General features: G+C 46.2%; 11 protein-coding genes. 8 read left to right on the top strand and 3 right to left on the bottom strand.

Annotation, left to right across the window (positions count from 1 at the left end; all coding sequences use genetic code 11):
* A partial coding sequence (locus tag H8K32_RS16980; RefSeq protein ID WP_186913744.1) for an SEL1-like repeat protein occupies positions 1-950 on the top strand: 950 nt, incomplete at its 5' end.
* A gap of 29 nt (positions 951-979) precedes the next feature.
* On the opposite strand, the gene H8K32_RS16975 is transcribed toward H8K32_RS16980, so the two are convergent.
* From H8K32_RS16975 to H8K32_RS16965, 3 genes are all read right to left on the bottom strand, one after another.
* Positions 980-2,308, bottom strand: a complete 1,329-nt coding sequence (locus tag H8K32_RS16975) for a sensor domain-containing diguanylate cyclase (RefSeq protein ID WP_186913743.1) — start codon at positions 2,306-2,308, stop codon at positions 980-982.
* Positions 2,305-3,183, bottom strand: a complete 879-nt coding sequence (locus H8K32_RS16970; RefSeq protein ID WP_222613168.1) for an ABC transporter substrate-binding protein — start codon at positions 3,181-3,183, stop codon at positions 2,305-2,307. Before H8K32_RS16970 ends, H8K32_RS16975 begins: the two co-directional genes overlap by 4 nt.
* A 108-nt stretch (positions 3,184-3,291) precedes the next feature.
* Entirely contained in the window at positions 3,292-5,253 is a 1,962-nt protein-coding gene (locus H8K32_RS16965) for a TonB-dependent receptor plug domain-containing protein (RefSeq protein ID WP_222613167.1), read from the bottom strand.
* Between the two features lie 346 nt (positions 5,254-5,599).
* Between H8K32_RS16965 and dnaE the strand changes: the two genes are divergently transcribed.
* The 7 genes from dnaE to H8K32_RS16930 all read left to right on the top strand — a co-directional run bounded on the left by dnaE (position 5,600) and on the right by H8K32_RS16930 (position 16,789).
* A complete protein-coding gene (dnaE, locus tag H8K32_RS16960) occupies positions 5,600-9,124 on the top strand; it encodes a DNA polymerase III subunit alpha (RefSeq protein ID WP_186913740.1) in 3,525 nt (1,174 codons plus the stop codon).
* 36 nt (positions 9,125-9,160) lie between these two features.
* Positions 9,161-10,450 (top strand): O-antigen ligase family protein, encoded by a 1,290-nt coding sequence (locus H8K32_RS16955; protein WP_222613166.1) that lies wholly within the window; start codon positions 9,161-9,163, stop codon positions 10,448-10,450.
* 117 nt (positions 10,451-10,567) lie between these two features.
* Positions 10,568-12,313, top strand: a complete 1,746-nt coding sequence (gene msbA / locus H8K32_RS16950; RefSeq protein ID WP_186913738.1) for a lipid A export permease/ATP-binding protein MsbA — start codon at positions 10,568-10,570, stop codon at positions 12,311-12,313.
* Between the two features lie 46 nt (positions 12,314-12,359).
* Positions 12,360-12,938 (top strand): peroxidase-related enzyme, encoded by a 579-nt coding sequence (locus tag H8K32_RS16945; RefSeq protein WP_186913737.1) that lies wholly within the window; start codon positions 12,360-12,362, stop codon positions 12,936-12,938.
* The gene (waaF, locus tag H8K32_RS16940; RefSeq protein ID WP_186913736.1) at positions 12,935-13,999 is read left to right on the top strand and encodes a lipopolysaccharide heptosyltransferase II; all 1,065 of its coding nucleotides are present in this window, start codon (positions 12,935-12,937) and stop codon (positions 13,997-13,999) included. Before H8K32_RS16945 ends, waaF begins: the two co-directional genes overlap by 4 nt.
* An 11-nt stretch (positions 14,000-14,010) precedes the next feature.
* A complete protein-coding gene (locus H8K32_RS16935; RefSeq protein ID WP_186913735.1) occupies positions 14,011-14,586 on the top strand; it encodes a Crp/Fnr family transcriptional regulator in 576 nt (191 codons plus the stop codon).
* Between the two features lie 196 nt (positions 14,587-14,782).
* Positions 14,783-16,789, top strand: a complete 2,007-nt coding sequence (locus tag H8K32_RS16930) for a diguanylate cyclase domain-containing protein (protein WP_186913734.1) — start codon at positions 14,783-14,785, stop codon at positions 16,787-16,789.
* Positions 16,790-16,798: the final 9 nt, after the last annotated feature.

The raw sequence follows: 16,798 nt of genomic DNA, 5'->3' as shown, positions 1-16,798 counted from the left end.
TACCTCGCAATATGGAATTAAAAGCCTTTGATCCTCATCGCAAAGAATTTAGCTGCATGTATGAAGTCGACCACGTCCCGCCGGTTGATCCGGAGGCGGAAGCCTGGTTTCAGGAAGGCATGCGTGTGACAGGACGCGATTTGCAACCCAATCAACGCAACTGCCCACTTGCCGTGGAACTCTGGCAGAAAGCAGCCGATAAACAGCATTGGAAAGCGATTTTAAACTTAGCAGGATTACTGATACGCGGTGATGGCATTGCCCCATACCAAGTAGAAGATGACCAAGAACGGGCAGTGCTGTTGATAGAAAAAGGTATGCAGCTTGGCATTCCAAGCGCATTTGACATGATGGGTAACTTTCATCAAAGCGGTGCGGGTGTCAAAGCAGATGCCAGTCGTGCTTATGCGTTTTGGGAATTAGCAGCCGACAAGGGTAGTCCAGGCGCACAAACGTTTTTAGGTAAGTCCCTCAAAGCAGCTTATGACAATCCACAAGGAGGTTTTTGGGGCAATCGTAAGATCGGTTTGCAAATGTTGGAGTGTGCTTTTGCGCAAGGCTATGGTGAAGCAGCCCTCGAACTGGGGGTGAATTTGGGAAATACAGATAAGGATTATGCACGTGCACTTAAAATTTTACACGAAGGCGTCAAAATGGGATGTGAGGACTGCGCCAATTTCTTGTCTTCTAGCTTTGACAACATCGATCCCCTTACAGATAATTTCATTGATACCGCGCGCTCTGAACGCTATCACGTCTTAGGCGATGCGCCCTACCATAACCCCGACCTGAAATTTCCCAATCTCGATAAGGTCTTACCCTTACCTCCGGCCAAACTTCCGGTCTGGAACGGTAAGAAAGAAGATCTCATCAACGCCGCCAAAGGCGTGGTTTTGCCACCTAAAAAACTACCACCCCATCCGAGTACTAGTCGCCATGAACCGCGCTAGCATATTTGGTGTGGAAATGCGCGAGATGTTTAATGCTCTTTGTATTCAACCCGGTTACGGCCTTTGTGTTTTGCCTCATAGAGTGCAGCATCGGCGCGTATCATCATTTCTAAAATGCTGTCTGGGTGACGGTATTCGGTCACGCCAAAACTGGCGGTGAGTGTGCTTATCATATGGAAGTTATGGTTGGCAATGGTTTCGCGTAATTTTTCAGCGATGACTATAGAAGCCTGTATTGAGGTCTCGCGGAAGATCACCAGAAATTCTTCACCGCCCCAACGCCCAGCGGCATCGATGCTGCGGATGTTTTCTTGCAAGATGATGCCTATGCTCACCAGCACCTGATCGCCGACTGAGTGGCCATAGGTATCGTTAACACTCTTGAATTTATCCACATCAATAATGGCAATAGAGAAGCTACTGCCATAGCGTTGACAGCGTTGGTGTTCTTCTTCCAGGATGGTTTCTAACTTAAAGCGGTTGTATAAACCGGTAAGTCTATCGGTATTGGAAAGATATTCCAGATCTAGGTTTTTTAACTCTAATTCACGTGTGCGCTCAGCAACCAAGTGTTCCAGATTGGCGTTAACTTCAAGCATTTTTTCGTGGCTGTTCTGGACTTCTGCTGCCATCAGATTAAAGCCTTCTTCGAGATCTTGTAATTCACCTCCGGAATCCGCCTTGATGCGGGTGCTAAACTCACCTTTTGCCATGCTGTGAACACCATCGATCAAGCGTGATAATGGCCGCGTCAGATCGCGGCTCATACGCAGCGCGAGGATGGATGCTCCGGCGGTTCCGGCGATGCCAATCAGCAGGCAGATAAATACAAACAAAGTTTTTTCTTGTTTGCTCGATGCCGTGCTTAATTCCAGATAAACAAAGCCGAGCAATTTGGTCTTGTTCGTGGGCTCATTCTGTGGGCGATCTATCAAATCAAAGTTATCTGCGGCGAGTGTTCCCTGGTAAATCGGCATGCCAAAAATGAAGCTGCTGTGTTTGCCTTTAAGGATTTTTCCTTGCAAGGCGGCTCCCGGATAGGTCGCGTCGATATTTTCTGGCTTGCCACTTGCTGCCAACACATGGTTAAGGGCATCAGTGACGATGACCGCCTGAGCGTCTTCTTCTTTCATGGTCGCCTGAGTCAGTGCCGTCAATACCTCCCGATTACCTGAAAACGCGCCATATTCACAGGCGCTACTCAGATGTCTCGCGATGAGAGCGCCACGTTCTTTTAATGCGCCGTCAATTTCGGTCATACCCACAATCACTACCATCAGGGTCAACAAAATCGTGATGACCCACACTGGTGCCAGGGCCAGAAACAGTATCCGTTGAGAGAGCTGCCATTGTTTCATTGGGCGTGCTCCGTAAGATGTTTAAGTTTGTACTGCAATTCAGGTTCTGGCGCGATTTCTATGTTAAGAGAGCGGGCAACCTGTGAATTGGTAGTAATAGAAAAATACTTAGGAAACTGTGGCGCTGGGAGATTGCCGTTCGCAGGCAGGCTGGCGATGATCTCTGCAACTTGTTGGCTGATCTGACTTGGTAGACTGTAAATGGATGCCAGCGCACCCGCTTTAACATAAGGTGCAGAAAAACCAAACAGTGGAATTTGTTGCCGGTAACTGGTGAGTAAAATGCTGGAGATATTATTTCGGTTATAAATACGTGCATCAGGCACTGCCAGCATGGCATCACTAATCGTCAGTAATTTGCGTAAAGCATTCAGTAATTCGGCATCTTCAGAAACGGTCTCAATATTGAGGCTGATATCTAATGTTTTCGCTGCATTTTGTAATTGAGGTATTAATTCAGTCGATTCTTTACCAAGTAATATGCCTACACGAGGGTGATTTGGCATGCTGACCTGTATTAATCCCAATTGTCTTGACCAGGATTGATCGAAAAACACGGCTGAAAATCTACGGCTATCTTGAATCCGGCTATTTTGTTTAATCGCCTTGACAAAGCTACTCTGCGGTACCAGTACATTCAGCACGGGCATGGCTGGAGGTTTTTGCGCGATTGTTAGCATCGCGGATGAGCCTACCGCAATTAAGATTTGATTGTTGGCGCTGCGCGACAAATCATCGTTGCTAAATTTATTGACGTCGAAGATTTTAATGACAGGGTGGTTTGCACCCGATTGAGTCAATAAGTTACTCAAACCAATTGCAAATTCCGAGTAAGCACCGCCTTCTTCACTCAATAAGATGGTGACGCCATCCACGGCGTAACTTGTGCCGGAAAATCCGAACAAAATTATAAAAGCAATGTTCTTCAGCACCTTAAAAGATGATGAAGGCTTACGGAGATTCAAGCACAACCATTGCATGCGTCAGAAATCCGTTTTGAGGTTAATGCGTGCCAGTCGACCTGGGACCTCATTATCGTGACGGTATTCAAAATAATGGGCGTTAGCAATGTTCTGGATGATCAGAGCTACTTCGGTCTGACGTCCAGCGAGTAAAAAACGGCGTGAAATTTTTCCATCAAAGCGCTTATTCCCATCAATGTAGTAGCCACGTCCCAAGGATGGGTTGTAATCGGTTTGATTGAGTTTCGTTTTAGCAATCTGATAGGCAATCAGACTACCACGCCATTCTTCATTAAATTGATGGGTCAGCATCAAGTTGTGGTTGTAAGAGGGAAGTGATCCGCTGTATATCACTCCGTTGACATCGTCGCTTTTTACACTGCCACCGGATAGGCCGTAGGTAACATGTGTTTTTTCTGAGAGAGGGGCTTTTATTTGTAATTCGTAACCGCGCATTAAAGCATTGCCTGCATTCAGATTATCACTTTGTGGAGACTTATGATTTTTGACGTCGATCAGATCGGTATAGTCGTCATGAAAAAAACGGAAATCTATATCCATCTTGCCGATTTTTCCTATGTAACCAAGATCAATGGATTTAACATGTTCAGGCTTTAATTCCGGTAAATTCGGATATTGGTCCGGTGCTCGCCAATATTCTTCATACACTTTTTCATACACAGATGGCGCGCGCGTTGCCCGCGAATACCCCATCCGAACTGTGTGCTGTGGCGTTATATGCCAGTTGAGTGCCAGACGAGGTGTGAACTCGGTGCCGGTATAAGAATTGTTTTCCAGCATTGCGCCAGCGTTCAACAGCAGATCTGGACGCACATGCCATTCCAAGTTGCTAAATAATCTTCCTAAACGATATTTAAAGTCACCGAATAAATAGGTATTATCTTCTACCCCCAGGTAATACGGTGCATAAGTGAGGTCTTGCCTTATGCTGCCACCCCAGACGACGCGCGTCGTTTCAGAAGGTGAAAATGTATGTTGAATTTCCAGATCATCGCGCTTAAATGAGGCATCACCATTTTGCATGCCGTCAGAATCAAGTAAGCGCGCATTGATTCGCTCCTCAGTATGAAACGCTTTGACGGTCAATTCTCCGCCGCCTTCCAGCACATGACGCCAGTTGAACATCTCAAAATGATTGTTTGTGGTACGGGTGATCGATTTAAAATTGTCGTATTCGCCAGTTTGTCTGGAACCACCGTTATATCCAAATTGTAATTCCAGGGTGTCATTGGCACTCGCCTGATAGGCGGCTCTGAAATTGAAAATCTGGATGTTTTTGTTATCGAATTTATTTAATGTCCAAAAAACGTCTTGCGAGGTGGGATTGTGAATTTTGTCATCTTCACCATTATCTTTACGCTCACTGGCAGTAATCTGAAAAGTCAGATCGCCGGTTTTTCCGCCGTAGCGAAACACCCCTTCGGCTCTACTTGTTCCATAACTGAGCGATGCAGATGCGCCCTGTGACTCAGCCGGATGACGTGTAATGATGTTAATGACTCCCAGATACGAATTTGCCCCATAGCTGGCTGAATCTGGTCCGCGTACCACCTCAATCCGTTCTATGTCATTCAGTACAATGGGAAGATCACTCCAGTTCACTCCACCGAATAAGCCAGAATAAACTGATCGGCCGTCGATCAGCACTTGCATACGATCAGAGGTCGTACTGGTGACCATGCCGTGGTAGGCAACTGTACTGTCAGCAGAGTAAAAATTGGGATCCGCGTGATAGGCAACATACATGCCCGGTACCAGTCGGAATACTTCGGACAAATCCCATGCACCAGAATCACGGATCATTTGTCGGTCTAAAACAGTAACCGCAACTGGGGCTTCGCTGATCGGTTGGGTCAGACGAGAGGCGCTTAAAACGACAGGAATATCGTCAAGAAAAATTGATTCGTCAGTTTTGTTCTCTGCGTGTACGGCTTGGCAGCTAGCTACCAAGAGAGTAAACACACTTAGTCTGGCTGACATTGATGTTGACAAATAAATCATTTTTTTGTGATGTGAAATCAACAAAATTATTTCCTTAAAATCCAGGATCGCGCTGATTAAATGTGCCAATTTGCTGCATTTACTGCATTTCTTTCAAGCATAAATGTGTCTGTAAAGAAAATCGACAAAATTTCTCCCATTGGGAATTTATTTGATTAAAAAACCACTAATTGCGGTTGAATGTTTTAATTTTTATAACTAAATTGGTGAATGTTCTTTCATGCAGAGAGATCAGCACAAGTAAGAACCACGAATTTGTATGATGTAAAGTCTATAAACCGCCGACCTGACACGGTAGAATAGCGGGATGACTACAGAACTGAGTATTTCTCCGGCAGGAGACCAAGCAGTAGCTGCTACCCCTGCAGTACCTCGCGACCCACAATTTGTTCATTTACGTATCCATTCGGAATATTCGATCGTGGATGGATTGGTGCGCATTGACGATGTGATTAAGGCGGCAGTGAAGGATAAACAGCCAGCGATGGCGATCACCGATCTGGCGAATTTGTTCGCGATGGTAAAGTTTTACAAAGCGGCGCGCGGCAAAGGGATTAAACCTATCGCCGGATGTGATGCATGGATTACCAATGATGTTGACCGTGATAAGCCTTCACGTCTGATGTTGTTGGTGAAAAATCGCAAAGGCTATCTGCAACTGTGTGAGTTACTTGCACAGGCATGGTTGACTAACCAGCATCGTGGCCGCGCTGAAATTCGTTATGAATGGTTGCAAAAAATCCACGAAGACGGTGAAGGCGGTGGTCTGATCGCCTTATCTGGCGCACATTTTGGTGATGTTGGCGTGGCGATAGATAATGGTAATCATGACTTAGCAGAACGTAGTGCCCAACGCTGGGATAATATTTTCCCTGATCATTTTTATATTGAAATTCAACGTGCTGGCCAGCCCAACATGGAAAACCATGTGCGTGCTGCGGTGGCCTTGGCGAATAAGCTCAAATTGCCGGTGGTGGCGACGCATCCGGTACAGTTTATCAGCAAGGATGATTACACCGCGCATGAGGCGCGAGTTTGTATTTCTGATGGCGACATGCTGGCTAACGGCCGTCGTGTACGTCGTTTTAATGACCAGCAATGCTTTAAAACCCAAGAAGAAATGGCGGCATTGTTTGCTGACATGCCAGGCGTACTTCAAAATTCAGTTGAAATTGCTAAACGCTGCAATTTAACGCTGGAACTTGGTAAACCGAAGCTACCAGATTTCCCGACGCCAGATGGCATGACGCTCAACGATTTCCTCGTTTATGAAGCGAAACGTGGTCTGGAATTCCGTTTAGAGCACTTATTCCCGAATCCGGAAAAGCGCGAAAAAGAACGCGCACGTTATGAAGCCCGTCTGAAGTTTGAGACTGATACCATTATTAAAATGGGTTTCCCCGGTTACTTCCTGATCGTGGCAGACTTTATTCAATGGGCGAAAAATAATGGCGTGCCGGTCGGGCCTGGTCGTGGTTCAGGTGCCGGTTCGCTAGTGGCGTATTCACTCCTGATTACTGATCTCGATCCACTCCAATACAACTTGCTGTTCGAACGTTTCTTAAATCCAGAGCGGGTATCCATGCCCGACTTTGATATTGACTTTTGCCAGGAAGGCCGTGACCGCGTTATTCAATACGTGAAAGACCGTTATGGTAAAGATGCGGTATCGCAGATTGCGACTTTCGGAACCATGGCGGCTAAAGGCGCGATCCGCGACGTTGGTCGGGTACTGGATTTTGGCTACATGTTTTGCGATGGCGTATCGAAGCTAATTCCGTTTAAACCAGGTAAGCAAGTCACGATTGCTGAGGCAATTGTCGAAGAACCGTTGCTGGCTGAACGTCAGGAAAACGAAGAAGAGGTCAAAACCCTGCTCGATCTGGCGCAGCAAGTCGAAGGTATTACCCGTAACATCGGTATGCACGCCGGTGGTGTTTTGATCGCGCCAGGTAAGCTGACCGATTTTTGCCCGTTGTACACGCAGGGTGGTGATTCTGGCGTGGTGTCGCAATATGATAAAGACGACGTCGAAGCCGTCGGTCTGGTGAAGTTCGACTTTTTGGGTTTGACTACACTGACGATTCTTGATCGTGCGGTGCGCTACATTAAAATGCTGGATCCGGCAATGGCTGATTTTGATCTGGCTAAATTGCCACTGGATGACCGCGCATCGTATGAATTGCTCACCAAAGCCAAAACGGTTGCGGTGTTCCAGCTGGAAAGCCGCGGCATGCAAGGCATGCTGAAAGATGCACGCCCCGATCGCTTTGAAGACATTATTGCGCTGGTGGCGTTGTATCGTCCGGGTCCTATGGATCTGATTCCTGATTTCTGTAAGCGTAAGCACGGTGAGAAGTTTGATTACCCCGATCCGCGTACTGAAGGTATTTTGTCTGAAACCTACGGCATCATGGTGTATCAAGAGCAGGTGATGCAGATGGCGCAGGTGGTTGGTGGCTACTCATTGGGTGGCGCCGATTTATTGCGTCGTGCGATGGGTAAAAAGAAAGCCGAGGAAATGGCCGAGCATCGCCAGATCTTCCGTGACGGTGCCGCCAAAGATGGTTTGTCGCAGCAAAAAGCCGATGAAATTTTCGATTTGATGGAAAAATTCGCGGGCTATGGCTTTAATAAATCTCATGCTGCCGCGTATGCTTTGTTGTCGTATCACACCGCCTATCTGAAAGCTCATCATCCTGCCGCGTTTATGGCAGCCAATATGTCGCTGGCGATGGACGATACGGACAAGGTCAAAATTCTGGTTGAAGATGCGCTTGATATTTGCAAGCTCAAAATGCTGGCGCCAGATATTAACCAATCCGATTACCGATTCATGCCAGTCGGTGAACCAGGTAAAAAATCGACACAGATTCGTTATGGCCTCGGTGCTGTTAAAGGTTCAGGCCAGAATGCGATTGAAAATATCGTTGCTTCACGCGTTGCCGACGGTCCGTTTAAAGATTTGTTTGATTTCTGTAAACGCGTTGATAAACGTCAGGTCAATCGTCGTACCATAGAATCGTTGATCCGTGCTGGCGCGATGGATTGTCTGGGCAAAGATCGTGCGATTTTATTGGCAACGGTAAGTCTGGCGATTGAAGCTGCAGAGCAAGCTGATAAAGCCGCGAATCAAGTTAGTTTGTTTGGCGACGATGATGATCTGATCCCGCCACCTCAATACATCGACGTACCGCATTGGTCGGATAAAAAGCGTTTGACGGAAGAAAAACTGGCACTCGGTTTTTATCTGTCAGGTCATTTGTTCGATTCTTATGCACCAGAAGTGCGTCAATTCATCAAAACCACGTTGGCAAAGGTAGAACCTTCACGTGATTTGCGTTTAATCTGCGGCATTATCACTGGTGTACGCACACAAATGACGCAGCGTGGCAAATTGATGGTAGTGACGTTGGATGACAGTACTGCCGTAGTTGAAGTGACGGTTTACAGTGAATTGATGGAAGAATTCAAATCCTTGCTCAAAGAGGATGAATTTTTAGCCGTCTTGGGTAAAGTATCTGAAGATCGCTTCTCTGGTGGATTGCGCATCTCAGCTGAAAAAGTCATGGATATTGGCCGTGCCCGCGTGCAGTTTTCGCAAGGTTTGCGACTGACGTTGACTGACAAAGCCGATACCAAAAAATTACAAGAGCTATTGAAACCGCATCTGAATGCTGAAGGCTGCCCGGTATTGATTAACTATAAAAATGCGACTGCCAGTGCTGAGTTGTATTTGTCAGATCAATGGCGAGTGAATCCCGATGACAACCTGCGTTTAAATCTGGGTGAATGGCTGTCTCCTAAAAATGTCACTATCGATTACAACTAATGTATGGAAAATAACCCTGAATTGGCATCATATGCAATGAAGCAAAGCACCTCTCCGGCTCTTGTACCTGACTGGCGCCGTGCTTTACCTGAACGCATTTTGATGTGTCTGCCTTTTACTTTATTTTTCCCGGTCGGAATTATGTATGCCGGCATTCTGCTGTTTTACATAGGATTGGTGATCTCTGGTGACTGGCGAACAAAGTTAGATAATGTGCGTAGCACTCCACTGCTGGTGCCTATTCTGATTTTGTCAACTGTGAGTGTGGTGATTGGACTAACGACAGATAAAGTTCCCGAAACTGCACAAGAGTTCTGGCCCGGTTTTGCGCATTATCAGACCTATATTCTCTTATTACCCTTTCTGAGTCTGGGTTACGGTGATTGGCAGCGCAAAGCCGTGAAGATATTTTTTGGTAGTGCGGTGGTGGCGTCAACTTTATTCGTTGCCAATGCTTTGCATCTGTTACCAGATAACACTCTATTCCGCAGTTATGTGCTTTATCAGGGGAATAAATCCATTTTGTTGGGGATGCTGTTGGCGATTGCTGCCGGATGGATGCTGCATGAACTACGCTTACGTCAAGATCATCGCTGGCTACGTATCGCGGTGCTGTTCTATGTCGTCGCTGCTTTGATTTTGTTGTCCAAGACACGCACCGCTAGTCTGATGTTTTTTTTGATGTGCGGGCTGATGCTGATGCAAAATTTCAATTGGTCGTGGCGTAGCCTGGCTTTGCCGCTCTTACTGGTGGTGTCGTTGTATGGTGGTTGTAAATATGCAACTAACTTGCCGCCACCTGCGACTTGTAGCATCAATGATGCACATGTCGCACCCTGGGAAGTTATTAAAATCCGCGCGGTTTGCACGATACAGCAGGTCAGAGATTTTTCTGAAGGCCGTAAGATCGATGACGATGGCATGCGCCTTGAAATTTACAAAATTACGTTTGGCATGATTGCTGAACAACCATGGACTGGCCATGGTATCGCGTCCTGGATGCCGAATTACCAAAAACGGTCGCAAGGATTAAGCAGCAATACTATGACGACGCCACATAATGATTATTTATTGTATGCCACTGAGTTAGGTGTCGCTGGTTTGTTTGCATTGATCGGCATCTGGATTATGCAATTGCGTATAGCGTATCGTATGTCAAAAAGCGCCGAGATATCGATTCGTAATCGCGCCATGTTACTGGCAATGCTGACATCTGCGATGATGCTGGGTGGTATGTTTAATGCGATTTTAAGAGATGGCGTGTTTGGTATGGCTTTTATGATTTTGCTCGCTATACCGTTAGCTGGCGTTCGTCGATCAAGCTAACAGATGTCGCGCAAGCGACCCTTCATCGCAAGGTCTTTTTTTTGCGTAATACAATGACGCATATTGTTCTTCTGCTGTTACCAACGGCAGCAGATGTAGGATTTTTCTTTTGGATCTATGAGATTAATTAATAAAGAAACCATTGCTGTATTCCGTCGCTTATGGGATGACGTGCAACCGTATCGCACCAGAATTTGGTGGGCGTTCGCGACCATGCTTGGCACTGCTTTGACAGAAGTGATGTTTCCTAAAGTACTAGGATATATTTTGGATCACGGTTTTAAAGGTGGACAAACACACCTCGCCTTGTGGATGGTACCTGTGGCAATTATCGGCATTTTTTTGATGCGAGGTTTATGTACCTTTACCACCAGCTATATCATGAGCTGGATCTCGACCAAGTTACAAAACCAATTGCGGGCAAAAGTATTTGATCGTATTTTAAATGTGCCCATCAGTTTTTATCATTCTGAATCGAGTGGTCGCATCATCAATACGATTATGTTTGAAACGCAGCAAATCGTTGAGATGCTCAAAGTATCGATGACGACCTTGTTTCGAGATTCATTAACCGTCTTCGTTTTATTGGCCGCTTTGTTGTGGCGCGACTGGCAATTGACGATCATCGCCTTGATTTTGATGCCAGTGATGGCATACCTGGTGCGTGGCGTCAGCAAGCGCTTGCGCCGCCTGAATCAAAATCAACTGAGTGTCAATAACGAGTTGACCCAGATCATTGAAGAAGCGACGCGTGCCAGTCAGGTGATCCGGATTTTTGGTGGACAAAAATACGAGCAGGATCGTTTTGAGGCAAAGAATGAAAAACTACGTGGTTATGCAATGCGCACCACTGTAGCTGTTGCATCGACGACGCCAACAACGCAATTGGCCGCCGCATTTGCAGTGGCAGTCGTGATTATGGTGGCTGTATCGCAAGCGACAAAAAATGCGACGACAGTAGGGCACTTTGTTGAATTCGTCAGTTTGATGATGTTATTGCTGACACCATTAAAACGTCTCGCTGATTTGAATGGGCCTATGCAACGCGGTATGGCAGCATCGGAATCTGTGTTTGCTTTGATTGACACCGATGCTGAGACCGACGGTGGTCAAACGCTCGCCAGCAGAGCCCAAGGTCAACTCGAATTTGTACACACCAGCTTTTCTTACCCGGAACAAGAGCAGGAGGCATTGAGGGATATCAACCTCTGCATACAGCCTGGTGAGACCATCGCTTTAGTTGGCATGTCTGGCGGTGGTAAAACCTCTCTGGTTAATCTTGTGCCTCGCTTTTATTCGCCAGTTGCGGGCGATATTTTGCTTGACGGTCTTTCATTGAAGGATATTTCATTATCTAGCTTGCGTCAGCAAATTGCGATGGTGAGTCAGAACGTGGTGTTGTTTGATGATACCGTTGCCGCCAATATTGCTTATGGTGATTCAGCCCCTGATCAACAAAGGATTGATGATGCGGTTCGCGCAGCGCATCTGAGTGACGTGGTGCGTGATTTGCCAGATGGGTTGAACACTTTGATTGGCGACAATGGTATGCGTTTATCAGGTGGTCAGCGTCAGCGTTTAGCCATAGCCCGTGCGATTTACAAAGACGCCCCAATTCTGATTTTGGATGAGGCGACCTCTGCGCTCGATAGCGAATCTGAACGTGCAGTGCAAGAGGCCCTGGATGGTTTGATGGAAGGTCGTACTACATTAGTCATTGCACATCGCTTGTCTACCATAGAGCGCGCAAATCGCATTGCAGTGCTGGTCGGTGGCGAGATTGTTGAGATGGGCAGCCACGCTGAGTTATTACAAAAAGAGGGTGTCTATGCGAATTTATACCGTATGCAGTTTGCGGAATAAACGTCGGCCAGATGATCAGAAATAAGCAATGAGGAGATATTGAAACATGACCATGCCAATTTCCCGTTTTCCTGTGCCAGAATTATCAGTCTTGCCGGATGATATTCGCGAAAAAATCCTCGCCGTACAGGAAAAAGCCGGATTCGTTCCTAACGTTTTTTTAGCGCTTGCACACCGGCCCGATGAGTTTCGTGCGTTCTTTGCTTATCACGACGCGTTGATGCTTAAAAAAACTGGGAATCTGGGCAAAGCTGATCGTGAAATGATTGTTACCGCGACCAGTGCAAAGAATAATTGTTTGTATTGTGTAGTCGCCCACGGTGCGATTTTGCGTATATATTCCAAAAATACCTTGATCGCAGATCAGGTTGCCGTCAATCATTTGAAGGCCGATATTACGCCGCGCGAAAAGGCGATGTTGGATTTTGCGATCAAGGTCTGTCTGGACTCGCAAACAGTTGGCGATAGTGATTATGAAGTCTTACGCCAGCATGGTTTTGATGATGAAGATATTTGGGACATCGCTGCCATCACGGCATTTTTTGGCCTGTCGAATCGGATGGCGAACGTGATATCAATGCGCCCGAATGAAGAATTTTTCTTGATGGGACGTAGCCCAAGATGAGTTTGCATGCCGATTCAGGGCTGGCAAAGACAAAACGCCTGCTGATTATTAGTCCGAATTGGATTGGTGATATGGTGATGGCGCAGCCACTTCTGCAACTTTTAAAACTGCAATATGCGGATCACGCGATTGACGTGTTGGCACCGACTTCAGTCGCGCCTGTTTTAAAAGCGATGGCAGAAGTTGACACTATACTTGAGACACCATTCAAACATGGCGCTTTGCAATTGCGCGAACGCTGGCGCTATGCGCGGATGCTACGTCAACGTGGGTATGCGGCTGCGTATATATTGCCAAACACCCTTAAATTCGCATTGCTGCCATGGATGGCAGGAATAAAAAAACGGGTTGGTTATAAGGGCGAAAGTCGCTATGGTTTGATTAACGTCATGCATTTTGACGACAAAACTAAATCACGGTCGATGGTGCCTTTCTATGCTGCACTGGCATGTGCTCCTTCACCGCAAATGCCAGCACATGTTCCCAAGCCATGTCTGTCGGTGCGGGATGAACAAAAGCATGCGGCATTGAATCAGGTGGGATTATCCGCTGCCCAGCCGCTGATCTGCTTTGCGCCCGGTGCCGAATTTGGGAATGCTAAACGCTGGCCGGCGAGTCACTTCGCTGCGTTAGCAAACACGATTTTGCAACATCACCCAGAAATACAGATTGCCTTATTAGGCTCCCCCAAAGATGCATCGGTGTGCGAGGAAATCCAGGCTTTGTCACCGCAAGTGTATCAACTGGCTGGCAAAACTCGTCTTGATCAGGCTGTCGCCTTGATGTCATCATCGCTTGCGGTAGTGAGCAATGATTCTGGATTATTGCACATCGCTTCTGCATTGAACCGTCCTGTGATGGCAATCTATGGTTCTACTGATCCTGACCACGCGCCACCATTTTCTGATATTGCCCATTCGTTTTCTTTGCGCTTGCCTTGTTCACCGTGCAAACAGCGCGAATGTCCTTTGGCGCATCATGATTGTATGCAAAAACTGAATCCAGATCTGGTTTGGCAAGCTCTTAAACCTCTGTTGACTGATGTCAACGTTTGCCATTGAAATTGCCGAAAATGATGCAGCAAACCCGTGTTTTAATGGAACGTGCCGCTGGCGAGAGCTTACCTGATTGGGATGTCTTACATGCGTCTTATCAGTTGCATCACTTCGCTAAAGGTCAGGATGTTTTTTCGGCTGGTGAATGGCAACCCTACATTTATGTTGTCCGTAGTGGTATCGTTAAACTGACATATCTCAGTGAGAACGGACAGGAATGGATTAAGTCTTTCATTGGTGAAGGCGATTTTTTTGCTTGCCCTAATGTGCTGATTGCTGGTCTCAAAACCGATTATTTTGCAACCGCGTTAGAGGATAGTGAAATAGAGCAATTTGATTCTGAGTCGATGAGAATGCTTACCGATCAACATCCTGCGTGGCAAAAAGCTATACGGCAACTATTGGAATGGCATATCGTCAGAAAAGAGTTGCGTGAACGCGAGTTACTGACGATGGCGCCTGACGAGCGATACAAGTCATTTCTAAAATCCTACCCAAATATTGCCTCACGAATACAGTTGAAAGACATTGCACAATACCTCGGTGTAACACCCGAAGCATTAAGCAGAATTCGTAAGCGATTGCAAATGTGAAACTTCGTAAAGGTAGCGAATTGCTATCGCGTTTCAGTTACAATAAACCATATCGTGGCTGTTGTTGCCTGGTTCTGGATTCGCGCAATTTTTGACTATTTTAAATAATAGAAATATCTCAGACCAGCATTGTTTGCGCTACTATTTGCGGGGTGAGCCGTCAACTTACATGTTGCATTCAAATGGTGAATAGACCATGAAACTGTTGAAATGTTTATTGAGTCTCTCGCTGTTGCTCATACAGCTTTGCCCCTGCTTTACTCCTTCCGTCTATGCACTTGAAAAAGTCAGTTTGCAACTCAAGTGGACCCATGAATTTCAGTTTGCTGGTTATTATGCCGCCAAAGAAAAAGGTTTTTACCAACAGGCAGGTCTGGACGTCGATATTCGCGAAGCTGATCCCTCCCTTGACGTCAATAATGAAGTCTTGCGTGGTCATACTAATTTTGGCGTTGGAACCAGTAGCCTGATTTTGGAGAGAAAGGCCGGTCAGCCTGCGGTCGTTCTAGCTGTCATCTTTCAACATTCACCGCAGATTATCGTAATTCGAAATGGCCTGCCTGCCCAAAGCGTGCACGATCTTAAAGGCAAACGGCTGATGTTAGAGCCGCAATCCGAAGAACTTGTCGCCTATCTGAAAGCCGAAGGCATCCCTTTAAACAGCATTAGCTTACAAAAGCATAGCTTTGATGTGCAGGATTTGGTTGATGGCTTAACGGATGCCATGTCCGCTTATTCATTCAGTGAACCCTACTATCTTGATCAAGCAAAATTTGATTATCAAGCATTTACGCCACGCTCTGATGGAATAGATTTTTATGGCGATAACTTGTTCACTTCTGAGGCTGAAATTAACCAACATCCGGAACGTGTTAAAGCGTTCAGAGATGCTAGTCTGCGCGGTTGGGATTACGCTATTACCCACCAGGATGAAATCATTGATCTGATCCTGAAAAAATATCCAAATAAAAATAGGCCCAATACGCGGGAGTTTCTACGTTTTGAAGCCGATAAAATATCCGAATTGATGCGCAGTGATCTCTTAGCAACTGGCTATATGAATCCAGGACGCTGGCGACACATTGCGGATACATATGCAGATTTGGGGATGCTTCCCAAAAATTTTCCTTTGGATAATTTATTGTACGAGCCCAATCCAGCAATCAATTTTAAATTAATCTATAGCATCATCACCGTTACATTGTTGTTTGCATGTGTTGCTGGAGTAATTACATTTTATATCTTACGTGTTAATCGTCGCCTCGCACAGAGTCTGGATGAACTGAGAGCCGGTGCACTTAAACTGAAATTACTTTCGATGGCGATAGAGCATAGCCCGACCTCAGTGATTATTACCGGACCTGACACCCGGATTCAATATGTGAACTCTCAATTTACAAAAGAGACAGGATATTCGGCAGATGATGCCTATGGAAAAACGCCCAGAATTTTGCAATCTGGTTTAACCAGAGTGGAAACGTATCAAGACATGTGGGCGGATTTGTCGCAAGGTAAATTATGGAAAGGCGAATTAATCAACCGCCGTAAGTCGGGTGAGGTGTATTGGGAAGAGGCGCATATTTCTCCAGTCAATGATGAAAATGGCAAACTTACCCACTACATCGCTGTTAAGCTTGACATCACTGAGCGTAAGCACACGAGCGACCGATTGGTACATATGGCTCATCACGATGGTCTGACCAATTTGCCGAACAGGATATTGTTTTTTGAACGCGTAGAACAAGGTCTGGCACTTGCCAGAAGAAATCATACTAAATTAGCTTTGATGTTTATTGATCTGGATCGATTCAAACCGATTAACGATCGTTTCGGGCACGCAGTCGGTGATGCTATTTTGCAAGAAGCAGCAAAACGAATGCTTGAATGTGTGAGAGAGGCTGATACGGTTGGCCGTATTGGCGGCGATGAGTTTATTGGATTGATGCTCGATATTGGTGATCATGAAAATGCAGAAGCGGTCGCGACCAAAATATGCAACGCGTTGAGCATCGCTTTTAATGTTTCGGGGGATATCCATCAACTGTCAGCCAGCATTGGTGTTGCGGTTTATCCAGAGCATGGACACGATGAGATTAGCCTGGCAAAGAGCGCGGATCTGGCAATGTATTGTGCCAAAGCGAGTGGTCGTAACAATGTCAAAGTCTTTCAGAGTGATATGAAAAAAATGTCGTTTGAACGCTAAACTACTCAA

Origin of the sequence: Cognatundibacterium jejuense, from assembly GCF_014284255.1 — a bacterium.
GTDB lineage: Bacteria > Pseudomonadota > Gammaproteobacteria > Burkholderiales > Burkholderiaceae_D > Undibacterium > Undibacterium jejuense.
This window is presented reverse-complemented; position numbering and strand designations above follow the sequence as displayed.